Here is a 13,981-nt window from a genome sequence, read left to right as displayed (position 1 = left end):
TTCAATGCTCACTTGGAGCGTGAGCGTACGTTCGAGATGTACGTTTATTCCCCGCTTTTTCTTGATTTTTGCAACGAGTGGCGCCAGGCCTGGGCGCTGGTCGACCGACGCTCAGATCCGGCCTTCCACCCAGTCGCGCACGAGCAGGTGGGCGATGGCCGTGGCCGGCGGCAGGCTGAGGCCGTCGGGCTGCGTGCCCGCCAGCATCCGGGCCGCGTCGTCGCGGGTGATCCAGCGCGCGTCCTCCAGTTCGGCGGGGTCGATCGCGATGTCCTCGGAGACGGCCTCGGCGATGCAGCCGATCATCAGCGATGAGGGGAACGGCCAGGGTTGCGAGGCGTGATAGGCGACGGCGCCGACCCGGATGCCGGTCTCCTCGACGGTTTCGCGGCGCACCGCGTCCTCGATGGTCTCGCCGGGCTCGATAAAGCCCGCGAGGCAGGAATACATCCCCGGCTTGAAGTGGGGGCTGCGCCCGAGCAGGCAGGAATCCCCGCGCCGCACCAGCATGATCGCCACCGGATCGGTGCGGGGGAAATGGTGCAGGCCGCATTGCGGGCATTCCCGCCGGAAGCCGCCGGCCCCGACATCGGTCGGGCTACCGCAACGGCCGCAGAAGCCGTGCCGGGCGTGCCAGGCCAGCAGCGATTTCGCCGTGGCGGCGAGGCCGAGTTCGGCCGGCGCCACCTGTCCCTCGCTGGCGAGCGCCCGCAGGTCGACCGCCCGGTGGTCGGGCTCGGCGAACAGGTCCGCGGCCTCCGGCGGTGCCGCGGCGGCGAAGACCGGCCGGTCCTCGAACCGCCCGAGAAACACCTCGTGGCTGAGGGGGCCGACCCGTCGCCCCTCGCCGGGGTCGAGCAGCACCGTCGCCGGACCGGGGGTGGCGCGCAGGATCACCTGCTCGCCGACCATCAGGACCAGCCCGGCCCCCGCCTCCGCCTCCGCGAGGGCTGGGGCGGCCCCGGCCTCCGTCGAATGGCGCACGAGGCGATTCTGAACATAGGCGAGGGCCGCGCGCCCGCTCGTTGCCCGGCGGTCCATCAGGCGTCCGCGAAGAGCTGGGCGGCGCGCTCCAGGATCTGGGCGCGGGCATGCGGCGGATAGGGCTTGCGCTCCCCGCGGCCCCAGACCGGATCGGGCCAGGCGGGGTCCGAACGGAAGCGGGCGATCACGTGGACGTGCAACTGCGCCACCACGTTGCCGAGCGCCGCGACGTTCACCTTGTCGGGCTTTGCGAGCGCTTGTATCACCTTGATGGTCAAACGAATCTCCCCGGTCAAGGTCGCCGCGTCCGCGTCGCTCAGATCGGTCAGCTCGCTCGCGGCAGGCCGGCGCGGTACGAGAATCAGCCACGGAAAGCGCGCGTCGTCCATCAGCAGGACCGAGCACAGGGCGAGGTCGCCGACGGCGTGGGTGTCGGCGATCAGCCGCGGGTCGAGGGAGAAGTCTTCGCTCATGAGGGGGGGATCTAGCGCACGGGTTCGAAAGGTGGCGAGCGGGACCCGCAAAAGTCCGCGTCGTCCCTCCGCCGCGGAGCATGAGACGCGATGATCCCGGCGCCCGTCCAGCGCGTTCTCGCCCGGCTCGGCGCGGCGCTCGAATCCCGGCGCCTGCTCCCGGCGGGCGAGGAACATCCGGTTCAGCCGGTGCCGCCTCTGGCCCGCCTGTCCGATCCCGCCCCGGCCGGGCGGGCCGAACCGCCGGACGTCGATGGCCCCGATCAGAGCCGCGCCCTCGTCGCCATCGTGGCGGCGCGCACGCCCGCGCCCCTGGTTCTGGCGCTGCACGGATTGCCCTGTGCCACCGGCATCGTGGCGGTCGGTGCCCGGGTGATCGAGGATCTGATCGCGCAGGCCCCCGACGTGATCGTGGTCGAGGCCGAGCCCGCGCGCTTCGATGCCCCGGCCCTGATCCGCGCCCTGCGCGCCTGCGAGGATCTGGCGCGGACGCCCGTGCTGCTGGTCGCGGAGGGAGCCCCCCGGACCCTGCGCCGCCTCGCCCGCGAGGTCGGTGCCAGCGACGTGGTCGCCAAGCCCTTCGACGAATGGGAGCTTCAGGACCGGGTCGGCGTGCTGATCGCCCTTGCCCAGGCCCGCGCCGACAGCGAGCGCCGGGCGCTCGCCATGCGCCGCGACGCCGCCCGCGCCATTGCCGAGACCTCGGCCCGCGAGCGCGAGATCATTCGCCGCCTGATGCTGGCGGCCGAGTTCCGCGACGATCAGGCGGGCGACCACCTCACCCGCGTGGCGGGTGGCGTGATCGCGGTGGCGGAGGGCCTCGGCCTCAGCCAAGCGGAGGCGGACGACATCGCGCTGGCCTCGACCATGCACGACATCGGCAAGATCGGCGTGCCCGATCACATCCTGCTCAAGGCCGGCCCCCTCACCCCGGAGGAGTGGACCGAGATGCGCCAGCACGCCCTGCGCGGCTACCACATGCTGCACGACAGTCCCTCGCGCCTGCTCCAGATCGCGGCGGAGGTCGCCCTCACCCATCACGAGCGCTGGGACGGGACCGGCTATCCCCGAGGCCTCAAGGGCGAGGAGATCCCCCTGTCCGGGCGGATCGTGGCGGTCGCCGACGTGTTCGACGCGCTGATCTCGGCCCGCAGCTACAAGGCGGCCTGGCCGCTGGAGAAGGCCCGCGCCCATATCGAATCGGAAGCCGGCCGTCATTTCGATCCGGCCTGCGTCGCGGCCTTCCTCTCGCGCTGGGACGACATCGTCGCCCTGGTGCAGGAGCGGGCGGCCTGAAGCATCGCCCCTCGGCTCCGCGACCCGGCCGGAACAAGCCGCCCCGGTCCGGTTTCTGCCCTTCGATCGACCCGTCGCACGTGGAGGCGTCCCATGGTCCCGACCTATGAGCGTGCCCTGATCGTCGGCGCCGGACCGGGCCTGAGCGCGGCCCTGGCCCGGCTCTTCGCCGCGGAAGGGCTCGCGGTGGGACTCGCCGCGCGCAACGTCGAGAAGCTCGGGCGGCTCGCGGCCGAGACAGGCGCCGCGCTCCATGCATGCGACGCCACCGATCCGAACGCGGTCGAGGCGCTGTTCGCCCGTCTCGAACCGGCGCTCGGGGGCTCGCCCGACGTGGTGGTCTACAATGCCAGCGCCCGGCTGCGCGGCGGGATCGCCGATCTCGATCCCGCAGCGGTGGCCCGGTCGCTCTCGGTCACGGCCACCGGCGGATTCCTCGTCGCTCAGGCGGCGGCGCGGCGGATGCTGCCCCACCGCCACGGCGCCATCCTGTTCACCGGCGCCTCGGCCAGCGTGAAGGGCTTCTCGGGCTCCGCCCCCTTCGCCATGGGCAAATTCGCCCTGCGCGGCCTCGCCCAGAGCCTGTCCCGCGAGCTGCAGCCGAAGGGCATCCACGTCGCCCATATCATCGTCGACGGCGCGATCCGTTCCGAAACCCGCCCCGATCCGGAGGACGCGCCCGACGCCACCCTCGACCCGGAGGCGATCGCCAAAACCTATCTCGCGCTGCTGCGCCAGGATCGCAGTGCCTGGAGCGACGAGGTCGCCGTGCGGCCCTGGGTGGAGCGGTTCTGAAGCCGCTCGCTCACCTTGCGAAGAACGCCTCCAGCGCCGCCAGCGTCGCTTCCGGCGCCTCCTCGGCCATGAAATGGCCGCTCGCGATCGAGACGCCCTCGGCCTTGGGGGCGAAGCTCCGCCGCCACACGTCGAGGGCGGGTTCGGGCTTGTCCCGGTCGAGGTAATCGCGGCTCGCCAGCAGGAGGACCGGCATCGGCAGGGTGCGGCCCGCCGCCAGGTCTGCGCGATCGGCGGCGCGGTCCGCCCCCTCGGCGCCGCCCGCCCGGTAATCCTCGCACATCGCGTGGATGCGCTCGGGAACGTTCCAGGCCTGCGCGTAGAGCCGGAGGGCGCGCGGGTCGAAGGCCGACAGATCCTTGGCCGCGCTCCACTGGCGCAGCAAACCCTCGAAATAGCCGTCCGGGTCGCGGCCGATCTCGCGCTCCGGCTCCGGCGCGGGGCGCGCCAGGAACGGCCAGTGCGGGTTCATCCCCGGATTCGCCTCGATCCGCTCCCACTGGACGAAGGTCGGCACGATGTCGAGGAGGGCGAGGCGCTCGACCCGGCCCGGCGTGTCGAGGGCCAGACGGTAGGCGACGCGCCCGCCGCGATCATGACCGGCGAGCCCGAAGCGGACATGGCCGAGCCGCTCCATCACCGCGACGATCTCGGCCCCGACCTGGGCCTTGGCGTAAGCCGCTCCACCCTCCGAGTCGGGGGCGGCCGACCAGCCGTAGCCCTTGAGGTCGAGGGCGATCACCCGGTGCGTCCGCGCCAGGGCGGGGGCCAGCCGGTGCCACATCGCGTGGCTCTGGGGAAAGCCGTGCAGCAGCAGGAGCGGTGCTGCGTCCTCCCGGCCCCCGGCCCGGGCGAACCAGCGCCCGGATGGGCCATCGATCCAGAGCGATTCGAAGCCGGGAAACAGGTCGTCGCCGTCCGCCATCGACAGGGTCCTCGCAGGGCGTCCAAGGGTCGGTGACAACGGCGCCGGATCGCGAAGGCTCCGATGACATCTATGCCCACAGGCCGCTGAGGAGGAGTTTCGTTGTTCGATCAATGCCTCAGCATATTGCCTATGTATTGGGCATGATGAAAATTAAGACTTATCGGTCACCTTCGATGGCGACACAGTTGTTCTGCCCCGGATCCACTCCGACGGCCTCATGACGACGCTTCACGGTGAGCGCCGTCACGACTTGGGCCTTTCGACATGACGATGACGCCCCTCGAAGATTTTGCTCAAATCGCTGCCGACTGGATTTGGGAAACCGATGTCGGCGGGCGGTTCTGCCACCTTTCGCCCGAGGCCGAGCGGTTCTTCGGGCGCCCGGCCGCGGCGCTCGTCGGCGCGGCGCGGGCGGATCTGGCCTGGGAGACGGAGGCCGAGGGGCTGCAGGTCTATCGTGCGGCGCTCGATGCCCGGCGACCGTTCCGCGAGCTGACCTACGTCTACCGCCACCCCGACGGCGCCCCCCGCTGGTTCGAGATCAGCGGGCGCCCGCGCCATTCCGCGGAGGGCACATTTCTCGGCTATCGCGGCGTCGGCAGCGACGTGACCGAACAGCACCGCACCCGCGATGCCCTGGTCCGGGCTCATGCGGAGCTGTCGGAGCAGAACCGGCTTTTCGACGCGGCGCTGGAGAACATGAGCCAGGGCCTGTGCCTGTTCGATGCCGGGCAGCGGCTGCTGGTCTGGAACCGGCGCTACCTCGAGATTTTCGGGCTCGAACCCGACGCGCTGCAGGTCGGCATGAGCCAGCGGGCGGTGATCGAACGCCTGGTCCGTCTCGGGTGCTACCGGAGCGGGGCGACGGTCGATTCCGTCAGCGAGGGCACGCGCACGTCGCTCGCCGCCGACGGCCCGAAATCGCTGCTGCGCGAACTGGCCGACGGGCGGGTGATCGCGGCGACACACCGGCCGATGCCGGGCGGCGGCTGGGTGGCGACCTTCGAGGACATCACCGAGCGCCGCCGCAACGAGGCCCGCATCATCCACATGGCCCGCCATGACGGGCTGACCGACCTGCCCAATCGCACGGCCCTGCGCGAGATCGGCGCCGAGCTGCTGCGCGAGGCGCGCGAAGCCGGAATGGGCGGGCTCGCCGTGCTGTGCCTGGATCTCGACCGGTTCAAGCCGATCAACGACAGCTTCGGCCACGCGGTTGGCGACGGTCTGCTCAAGGCGGTGTCGGCGCGTCTGCGGGCGCAGGTGCGCGGTCGCGACGTGGTGGCGAGGCTCGGCGGCGACGAGTTCGCCGTGCTCTACGCCGTGGACGACGCGGAAGGGGCGGCCGCCCTTGCCCAGCGCCTGATCCGGGTCGTCAGCGCCCCCTACCGGCTCGACGGCGTCACCGCCGAGATCGGCATGAGCGTCGGCGTCGCGCTGGCCGCTCCCGGCACGCCGGGCGGCGATATCGAGCGCCTGCTCAAGGAAGCCGACATGGCTCTCTACGAGGCCAAGGCCGAGGGGCGCGGCACCTTCCGTCTCTTCGAGCCGAAGATGGACGAGGTCGCTCGCGAACGGCTCGCCCTGGAGCGCGAGCTGCGCGAGGCCCTTCAGGGCGACCGGTTCGAGCTGCATTACCAGCCGCTGGTCGATCTCTCCGACAATCGCATCAAGGGCATGGAGGCGCTGGTGCGCTGGCGCCATCCCGAGCGCGGCCTCATCAGCCCGGCCCTGTTCATTCCCCTGGCCGAGGAGACGGGCCTGATCGTGCCGCTGGGCGATTGGGTGCTGCGGCAGGCCTGCCGCGACGCCGTCGGCTGGCCCGGCGACATCAGCGTCGCGGTCAACGTCTCGCCGCTGCAACTGCGCCATCGCGGCTTCGCGCAGACGGTGGTCGCCGCTTTGGCCGCCAGCGGGCTCGACGCGACGCGGCTCGAACTCGAGATCACCGAGAGCGTGCTCCTCGACGACACCGAGACCAATCTCGAGACGCTGCACACCCTGCGCAAGCTCGGCATCCGGATCTCGATGGACGATTTCGGCACCGGCTATTCCTCGATCAGCTACCTGCGCCGCTTCCCCTTCGACAAGATCAAGATCGACCGCTCCTTCGTGCGCGATTGCGCCGGCAACCCCGATGCGGGGGCGATCATCCGGGCCATCGTCAGCCTGGGGACCAGCCTCGGCATCACGACGCTGGTCGAGGGGGTCGAGACCGAGCCGCAGCTCGCCGCCATCCGGGCGGAGGGCGCCCGGGAGGTGCAGGGCTTCCTGTTCAGCCCGCCGCGGCCCGCCGGCGAGATCGCCGCTCTCTTGATTGCCCAGGATGAAACGGCCGGGCCGGTCGCCCGGGTGGCCTAGATCCGTGATCTGACGAGAGGCCGGATGGCTCCTCGGAGCGGGCCTTCCGATCCGCGGGGCAATGTTAATCGACGGAACATGAGCACGGGAGCTTTCGTTGCCGTCCGTCCCCCCGAGCCCGACGCCACCGTCGGGACGGGCCGTGGATACGGGAGACGCGCCATGAGCAGCACCGCCGACAAGGTGAAGGGCCTCGCCAACGAGGCCGCCGGCAACGTCAAGCAGGGTCTCGGCAAGGCCACCGGCAACGAGAAGCTTCAGGCCGAGGGCAAGGCCCAAGAGGTGAAGGGCGAGGGCCAGCAGCTCAAGGGCAACGCCAAGCAGGCCGTGAACGACACCGCCGACGCGATCAAGGGCAAGCACTGATCGCGGAGTGATCCGGCCTCGCCGGCACGGGATCGCCCCCGCGTCGGCGAACCGTTTTGCCCGGAAGACGTTTTCCGGACCATCAACGGAACGAACCGGGCAGCTTGACAATTCTTCAAGCCAGAACGGACCTTTCAGGAGGATACCATGATCGGTTGGGCAGTCACTTTCCTCGTCGTCGCCCTGGTTGCCGCGCTGCTCGGTTTCGGCGGCATCGCCGGCACCGCCATGGAAGCGGCCAAGATTGTCTTCTTCGTCGCCATCGCGCTGTTCCTGATCTCGGCGGTGATGGGCGCGGTGCGCGGTCGCTCGCCGCGACTCTGACGTCGTATCGCTTCGGGCCTTAAGGGGCCCGATCGAGGAGAGGCGGTCCTGAGGGCCGCCTTTTCCTTTTGCGCGGCCCCTCGCTCTGCTAAGGGGCCAGGATGACCGACACCACCGACCCCACCCAGGCCGCGCCCGCGGAGGCCCCCGCCGCGCCCGAGGGCGAGCGCATCGCCAAGGCCATTGCCCGCGCCGGCATTGCCTCCCGACGCGACGCGGAGGCCATGATCGAGGCCGGCCGCGTCAGCCTGAACGGGAAGGTGCTGACCTCGCCCGCCATCAACGTGACCGAGGTGGACCGGATCGTCATCGACGGCGAACCGCTGCCGGCCCGTGAGCGCACCCGGCTCTGGATCCTGCACAAGCCCCGCGGCGTCGTCACGACCGCCCGCGATCCGGAAGGTCGCGCCACGGTGTTCGACGGGCTGCCCGACGAACTGCCCCGCGTCGTCGCCATCGGGCGCCTCGACATCAACACCGAGGGCCTGCTGCTGCTCACCAATGACGGCGGCCTCGCCAAAGTGATCGCCCATCCGGATACCGGATGGCTGCGGCGCTACCGCGTGCGCGCCTTCGGCGATGTGACCCAGGCCGATCTCGACAAGCTCCGGAAGGGCGTGACCGTCGACGGGATGGAATACGGTCCCGTCGAGGCGACGCTGGACCGGGCGCAGGGCGACAATGTCTGGCTGACGTTGGGCCTGCGCGAGGGCAAGAACCGCGAGGTCAAGCGCATCCTCGAGCATCTCGGTCTGTCGGTGAACCGGCTGATCCGCCTCTCGTTCGGGCCGTTCCAGCTCGGCGACCTGGAAGTCGGGCTCGTCGAGGAGATCCGGACCAAGGTGCTCAAGGAGCAGCTCGGCAAGACCCTCGCCGAGGAGGCCGGCGTCGATTTCGAGAGCCCGGTGCGCGAGGCGATCGCCCCGTTCGGCAGCCCCAAGAAGGCCGCGAAGGTCGCGACCCGCGGCGCCGAGGAGGGCGAGCGCTCCGGTGCCCCGAAGGCCCGCAGCGCGGGCCGTCCGCCGCGCGACCCCGCGCGACCGGCTTCCGCTCCGAGAGGCGCGGAGCGGGCTCCGGCCAAGACGTCGATGGCGCCGGCGCGGGCGCCTTCCCCCACCGTATGGCGGGCCGACGACGAGGAGCGGCCCCGCGCCGCCAAGGTGCCGCGCCGGGGCGGCGATCCCAAGGCCGCCCGTGCGGCGGCGGCCGAGCGCGGCCGCGAGCGCGTCGGCGCCATCAAGGCGGTGGGCGAGCGTCGGGTGCTGGTCGAGCGGCTTCAGGCATCCCCGGAGGCCCCGGCCGCCGAGCCGCATCGCCGCGTCCGCTTCCGCAACAACGAGGAGGGCGCCGAGCGGCAGGACCGCCGTCCGCGCGAGGATCGTCCGGAGCGCAATTCGGAGCGCGGCGACGCACGGTCGGCCGCGCCGCGCCGGGCGCCCGCGGGCGATGCCCGCCCCCGCCGCCGCGACGAGGACAGTGGTGCCGAGCGCCGTGGGCCGCCCCGCGAGCACCGGACCGACGGCGAGGGCCGTCCCCCCCGGGAGCGCAGCGAGGGCGCGCCCCGTCGCGAGCGGTCGTTCGATGCGGGTGCCCCCGAGCGCCGCGGTCCTCCGCGCGACCGGCCGCGGCCCGACCGTTCGGGCGGTGACGCGCGCCCGCCCCGCGCTCCGCGCGGCGAGGGGCGTTTCGAGAACAGGCAGGAGGGTCGTCCGGAGCGCAGCGGCGGCTTCAAGGGCGCCGGCCGGCCTGCCGGCGGCGGCGGTAAGCCGGGCTTCAAGGGTGGCGCGCGCCAGGGCGAGGCCCGCGACGGCGGCAAGGGCGGTTTCAAGGGCGGGTTCAAGGCCGGCGGCGGCGGCGGTGGCGGCGGTCGCCCGGGCGGCGGGTTCAAGTCCGGCGGTGCGCGGCCCGGCGGCGGCGGTCGTCCCGGCGGTGCGGGCGGTGGGGGCCGCCCCGGCGGCAAGCCCGGCGGGTCCCGCGGTGGAGGCCGTCCGCCGCGCGGCGGCGCCTGATGCGGCTGGCCGCACAGTCGGCTGAGGGTGAAGCGTGAGGATCGTCGGCGGGGAATGGCGCGGGCGCCGGCTCGCCGGCCCGAAGGGCGAGGGCATCCGCCCGACCTCCGACCGCCTGCGCGAGGCCCTGTTCAACGTGCTGGCCCATGCCTACGACGACGCGGTCGAGGGCGCCGTCGTGCTCGACCTGTTCGCCGGGACCGGTGCCCTGGCCTTCGAGGCGCTGTCGCGGGGTGCCGCCAGCGCGCTCCTCGTCGATGACGGCCGCGAGGCCGGCGGCCTGATCCGCGACACCATCGCGGCCCTCGCCTGCGGCGACCGCGCGCGGCTCATCCGCCGCGACGCGACCCGACTCGGCCCCACCGCCGACACGCCGGCGACGCTGGTCTTCTGCGATCCGCCCTACGGCAAGGGTCTCGCCCCCGCCGCCCTCGCGGCGGCGGCCAAGGGCGGCTGGCTCGCGGGCGGTGCCCTCGTCCTCGTCGAAGAGGTGGTGAGCGCCGGTCCGGTTCTGCCGGATCGCGTCTCGGAGTTGGAGCGGCGGGCCTACGGCGAGACGGTCGTGACCATCGGGCGCTTCGAGGGTTGAGGCGCAGCCCGGTGCCTGCGCCGGGTCGCGTCATCGGCCTGCCGCCCTATCTCCCTCGGGCACGCCCGAAGGAGGCCCCATGCCGATCTCCCGCCGAACCCTCCTGCACGGAGCGGCCATCGCCGCTGCCGGTGCCGGATTCAGGGCGATCCCGCCCGCCCGCGCCGCCGACGAGCCGCTGATCGTCCGGACGGTTCCCGCCACCGGCGAGCGCCTGCCGGCGATGGGGATCGGCACCTCGCGCCGTTACGAGGTCGCGGTGACGCCGGAGGCGACGGCGCCCCTGCGCGAGGCGGTGGAGCGCTTCGTGGCGCTCGGCGGCAAGGTCATCGACACCGCGCCGAGCTACGGGACCGCCGAGGACGTGCTCGGCGTGATCCTCGAAGGGCTTCGCGACAAGATCTTCCTGGCCACTAAGGTCGCCGCGACGGGCCGCGCCGCCGCGGAGGCCGAGATCGAGCGCTCGTTCAAGCGCCTGCGCACCAACACGATCGATCTGATCGCCGTGCACAACCTGATCGACACGGAATCCAACCTCGCGATCCTGCGCGGCCTCAAGGACAAGGGGCGCATCCGCACCGTCGGCGTCACGGTCTGGCGCGACGACCAGTTTCCGGAACTCGAAACGGTCCTGAAGCGCGAGACGCTCGACTTTCTCCAGGTCAACTACGCCCTCGACAGCCGCAAGGCCGCCGAGCGCATCCTGCCGCTGGCGCAGGAGCGGAGCGTGGCCGTGATGGTGAACGTGCCGTTCGGCCGCGACCGGCTGTTCACCGCCGTGAAGGGGAAGCCCGTGCCGGATTTCGCGCGGGAATTCGGCTGCGCCAGCTGGGCGCAGTTCTTCCTCAAATACGTGCTGGCCAACGAGGCGGTGACCTGCCCGATCCCCGGCATGGCCAAGGCGGCTTATGTCGAGGACAACCTCGGTGCCGCCCGTGGGCGCCTGCCGGACGCCGCCGAGCGGCGCAAGATGGAGGCCTTCATCGATGCGGTTTGATCGTCTTGCGCGACGCAGCGTCCTCGCGGTCCTGCTCTGTACCCTCGCCGTCCCGGCGATGGCACAATCCGAAAGTCCCAGACGGATCGGGATCGTCGGGGCGGGGAATATCGGTGGCACGCTCGGGCGGCTCTGGCTCAAGGCCGGTTACGAGGTGTTCTTCTCCTCCCGTCATCCGGAGGAGCTGAAGGCGCTGATCGAGGAACTCGGTCCCAAGGCCCGGGCCGGCACGCCGGCGGAGGCGATCGCCTTCGGCAACGCCGTGCTGATCGCGGTGCCCTACAAGGCCTATCCCGAACTCGGGAAGGAGAATGCCGCCGCCCTCAAGGGCAAGGTGGTGATCGATGCGGGCAATGCCGTGAAGACCCGCGACGGCGCGATCTACGACGAGGTCGAGAAGGACGGGATCGGCGCCGTCTCCGCCAAGTACCTCGCCGGCGCCCGGATCGTGCGCGCCTTCAATGCGGCCAATTACAAGATCTTCCTCAAGAATGCGGCCCGGCCCGATCCGCGCATGGCGGTGCCGATCGCGGGCGACGACCCGAAGGCGCTGGAGACCGCCCGCACGCTGGTCACCGATGCCGGCTTCGATCCGGTGGTCGTGGGCGAACTCGATGCGGCCAAAACCTTCGCGATGGGCTCCCCCGGCTTCGGTCATGAGCTGTCGGCGCCGGAACTCAGGGCGAAGCTCGGGGTCGCGCCTTGAGCCTGCGTGCCCGGCTCGCGCGCCTCGTCGATGTGCGGCCGGGCGAGGGGCCGGCGCTCGCCTGGTCCTGGGCCTACATCTTCGCCCTGCTGGCGAGCTACTACGTGCTGCGCCCGATCCGCGACCAGATGGGCGTGGCGGGCGGGCTCGAGAACCTGCCATGGCTGTTCCTGGCGACCCTCGTCGGAATGCTCGCCCTCAACCTGCCCTTCGCGTGGCTGGTCAAGCGCCTGCCGCGGGCGCGGTTCGTGCCTCTCACCTACCGGTTCTTCATCCTCAACATCCTCGTCTTCGCCGGGCTGATCGCGGTCACCGAGGGTGAGGCGGCGCTCTGGGTCGGGCGGGCCTTCTTCGTCTGGCTCTCGATCTTCAACCTGTTCGTGGTCTCGATCTTCTGGGCCACGATCGTCGACGTCTTCACCACCGAGCAGGGCAAGCGCCTGTTCGGCTTCATCGCCGCAGGCGCGACCTTGGGCGCCATCTGCGGCTCGGCGGTGACCGCGACACTCGCCCGCGACGTGCCGACTTGGGTGCTGCTCGTCGCGGCGGCTCTGTTGCTGGAGGCCGCCGTCTTCGCCATGCGCGGGCTGGCCGGCATCATCGGGCGCCTGCACGCGGTGCCGGAAGCCTCCCGCGCGGGTGAGACCATCGGCGGCGGCGTGCTGGCGGGCATCCAGCGGACCGTGTCCGCGCCCTATCTCCTCAACATCGCGCTGTTCCTGGCTCTGTTCTCGGTGACGGCGACGTTCCTGTATTTCGAGCAGGCGGCGGTGGCCAAGCGCAGCTTCCCCGACCGGGGGGCGCAGACCGCCTTCTTCGCCACCGTCGACCTGGCGGTGAACGCCCTGACGCTCGGCGTCCAATTGTTCTTCACCGGCCGGATCGTGCGGCGCCTCGGGGTCGGCGCGACGCTGGCGCTGCTGCCGGCGGCGAGCATCGTCGGTTTCGCCGCGCTCGCCCTCTCGCCGACGGTGGGCGTGGTGGTCGTCGTCTACGTCCTGCGCCGGGCCGGCAACTTCGCCATCGCCCGGCCGATCCGCGAAGTGCTGTTCACGGTGGTCGCGCGGGAGGATCGCTACAAGGCCAAGAGCTTCATCGACACGGTGGTCTACCGCCTCGGCGATCAGGTCGGCGCGTGGTCCTATGCCGGGCTCGGCGCCCTCGGCTATGGCGGCCACGCGGCGGCCATCGTCGCGGTGCCGCTGTCCGCGGCGTGGCTTGCCAACGCGCTCTGGCTCGGACGGGCGCAGGCGGCCCGGCAAGCCGCGAGCGACCCGGAGAGCCCCCTCCCCCCGGCGGGCCGGGAGGAGGACGCATCCGTGTCCGTCGCGCCGCGCTGAGCGGCGCGGACAGCTCAGTTCGTCGCCGTCTGGCCCTGCGTGCCCGTGTCGTTCGGGCAGCGCGGATGACCGCCGGTGGCCGGGGTGGCGCCCGCGGTCAGGGTGATGGTGTCGGTCGGCGACGGCGGCACCAGCTTCAGGATGGAGCGGATGCGCCACGCCACCGAATGGTCGGCGCAGGCGGTGTCGCCGGACACCCCGACGCCGCCGATGGCGCGCTTGCCGTCGTAGAGCGCGAGGCCGCCGCCGAAGGTGATCGTGCCGCCGACGCGCCGACCGATCATCGGGTCGCGCGGGGTGCCGAACTCGGCGACGTTGCCGTCATAGGCCGCCCTGGCGTCGAGGACGTTGCCGCCCTCCAGGCCGAACAGCGGGTTGCCACCGCTCGGGCTCGGCTGCACGAAGCCGTAGAGCTGCGCGGTCGAGAGCGGGCCCTTCGGTGCGTCGAGGCTCAGGCCGTTGGCGGTGTAGGCCTTGGCCGCCGCGATCTGGCGGCTCAGGAGCCATTGCGCGTAGACGTTCCCGCCGGAATAGGCGACGGCGCAGACTTGGCCCGACCGCGTCACCGCGACGGCCCAGAAATCGTTGTTGAGTCCCGTGGAATCGGCGGCCGCCGCTTGCGTCACGGCGGCTTTGAGTTGTCCATGGCTCACCGGGCATGACGGACCGCCGCCCGGATTTCTCTCTGCGTCTTCATGGGCCCAGGCGGCGCTCGACATCAGCATTGCGACCAGGGCTGCGCCTCCCAGGACTGTAACCGTCCCGAGCCTATGCTTCGAATGTGACATTCCCCAACCCCCTGTTGGGCTCCGA

The 13,981-nt window shown here is 71.7% G+C and carries 14 protein-coding genes; 10 read left to right on the top strand and 4 right to left on the bottom strand.

The features are described 5' to 3' along the window. Positions 1 to 111: 111 nt before the first annotated feature. A complete protein-coding gene (nudC, locus tag OWC43_RS13735) occupies positions 112 to 1,041 on the bottom strand; it encodes an NAD(+) diphosphatase (RefSeq protein WP_393957053.1) in 930 nt (309 codons plus the stop codon). Continuing rightward, on the bottom strand, positions 1,041 to 1,457 hold the full coding sequence (locus OWC43_RS13730) for an HIT domain-containing protein (RefSeq protein WP_137828664.1): 417 nt from the start codon (positions 1,455 to 1,457) through the stop codon (positions 1,041 to 1,043). Before OWC43_RS13730 ends, nudC begins: the two co-directional genes overlap by 1 nt. 90 nt (positions 1,458 to 1,547) lie before the next feature. Between OWC43_RS13730 and OWC43_RS13725 the strand changes: the two genes are divergently transcribed. Beyond that, positions 1,548 to 2,753, top strand: coding sequence for an HD-GYP domain-containing protein (locus OWC43_RS13725; protein ID WP_393957052.1), 1,206 nt, complete (start codon positions 1,548 to 1,550; stop codon positions 2,751 to 2,753). 93 nt (positions 2,754 to 2,846) lie between these two features. After that, positions 2,847 to 3,548, top strand: a complete 702-nt coding sequence (locus tag OWC43_RS13720) for an SDR family NAD(P)-dependent oxidoreductase (RefSeq protein ID WP_137828663.1) — start codon at positions 2,847 to 2,849, stop codon at positions 3,546 to 3,548. Between the two features lie 10 nt (positions 3,549 to 3,558). On the opposite strand, the gene OWC43_RS13715 is transcribed toward OWC43_RS13720, so the two are convergent. Further along, positions 3,559 to 4,473, bottom strand: coding sequence for an alpha/beta fold hydrolase (locus tag OWC43_RS13715; RefSeq protein ID WP_393957051.1), 915 nt, complete (start codon positions 4,471 to 4,473; stop codon positions 3,559 to 3,561). 267 nt (positions 4,474 to 4,740) lie between these two features. Between OWC43_RS13715 and OWC43_RS13710 the strand changes: the two genes are divergently transcribed. The 8 genes from OWC43_RS13710 to OWC43_RS13675 all read left to right on the top strand — a co-directional run bounded on the left by OWC43_RS13710 (position 4,741) and on the right by OWC43_RS13675 (position 13,168). After that, on the top strand, positions 4,741 to 6,837 hold the full coding sequence (locus OWC43_RS13710; RefSeq protein ID WP_393957050.1) for a putative bifunctional diguanylate cyclase/phosphodiesterase: 2,097 nt from the start codon (positions 4,741 to 4,743) through the stop codon (positions 6,835 to 6,837). 162 nt (positions 6,838 to 6,999) lie between these two features. Next, positions 7,000 to 7,203: a CsbD family protein gene (locus OWC43_RS13705; RefSeq protein WP_393957049.1), complete on the top strand. Its 204-nt coding sequence runs from the start codon at positions 7,000 to 7,002 to the stop codon at positions 7,201 to 7,203. A gap of 147 nt (positions 7,204 to 7,350) precedes the next feature. After that, positions 7,351 to 7,527, top strand: a complete 177-nt coding sequence (locus tag OWC43_RS13700) for a DUF1328 domain-containing protein (protein ID WP_082552349.1) — start codon at positions 7,351 to 7,353, stop codon at positions 7,525 to 7,527. Between the two features lie 101 nt (positions 7,528 to 7,628). Beyond that, positions 7,629 to 9,536: a pseudouridine synthase gene (locus OWC43_RS13695; protein WP_393957048.1), complete on the top strand. Its 1,908-nt coding sequence runs from the start codon at positions 7,629 to 7,631 to the stop codon at positions 9,534 to 9,536. Between the two features lie 34 nt (positions 9,537 to 9,570). Beyond that, positions 9,571 to 10,125, top strand: a complete 555-nt coding sequence (rsmD, locus tag OWC43_RS13690; protein ID WP_393957047.1) for a 16S rRNA (guanine(966)-N(2))-methyltransferase RsmD — start codon at positions 9,571 to 9,573, stop codon at positions 10,123 to 10,125. A gap of 79 nt (positions 10,126 to 10,204) precedes the next feature. Beyond that, positions 10,205 to 11,122, top strand: a complete 918-nt coding sequence (locus OWC43_RS13685; RefSeq protein WP_137828657.1) for an aldo/keto reductase — start codon at positions 10,205 to 10,207, stop codon at positions 11,120 to 11,122. Further along, positions 11,112 to 11,828, top strand: a complete 717-nt coding sequence (locus OWC43_RS13680) for an NADPH-dependent F420 reductase (protein WP_393957046.1) — start codon at positions 11,112 to 11,114, stop codon at positions 11,826 to 11,828. The genes OWC43_RS13685 and OWC43_RS13680 overlap by 11 nt, the downstream gene beginning before the upstream one ends. After that, positions 11,825 to 13,168, top strand: coding sequence for an NTP/NDP exchange transporter (locus tag OWC43_RS13675; RefSeq protein ID WP_393957045.1), 1,344 nt, complete (start codon positions 11,825 to 11,827; stop codon positions 13,166 to 13,168). The genes OWC43_RS13680 and OWC43_RS13675 overlap by 4 nt, the downstream gene beginning before the upstream one ends. A 14-nt stretch (positions 13,169 to 13,182) precedes the next feature. Here OWC43_RS13675 and OWC43_RS13670 read toward each other — a convergent pair whose 3' ends face one another. Next, positions 13,183 to 13,821: a heme-binding protein gene (locus OWC43_RS13670; RefSeq protein WP_393957044.1), complete on the bottom strand. Its 639-nt coding sequence runs from the start codon at positions 13,819 to 13,821 to the stop codon at positions 13,183 to 13,185. Between the last annotated feature and the right edge of the window lie 160 nt (positions 13,822 to 13,981).

Source organism: Methylorubrum sp. POS3 (assembly GCF_043352485.1).
Lineage (GTDB): Bacteria > Pseudomonadota > Alphaproteobacteria > Rhizobiales > Beijerinckiaceae > Methylobacterium > Methylobacterium suomiense.
This window is presented reverse-complemented; position numbering and strand designations above follow the sequence as displayed.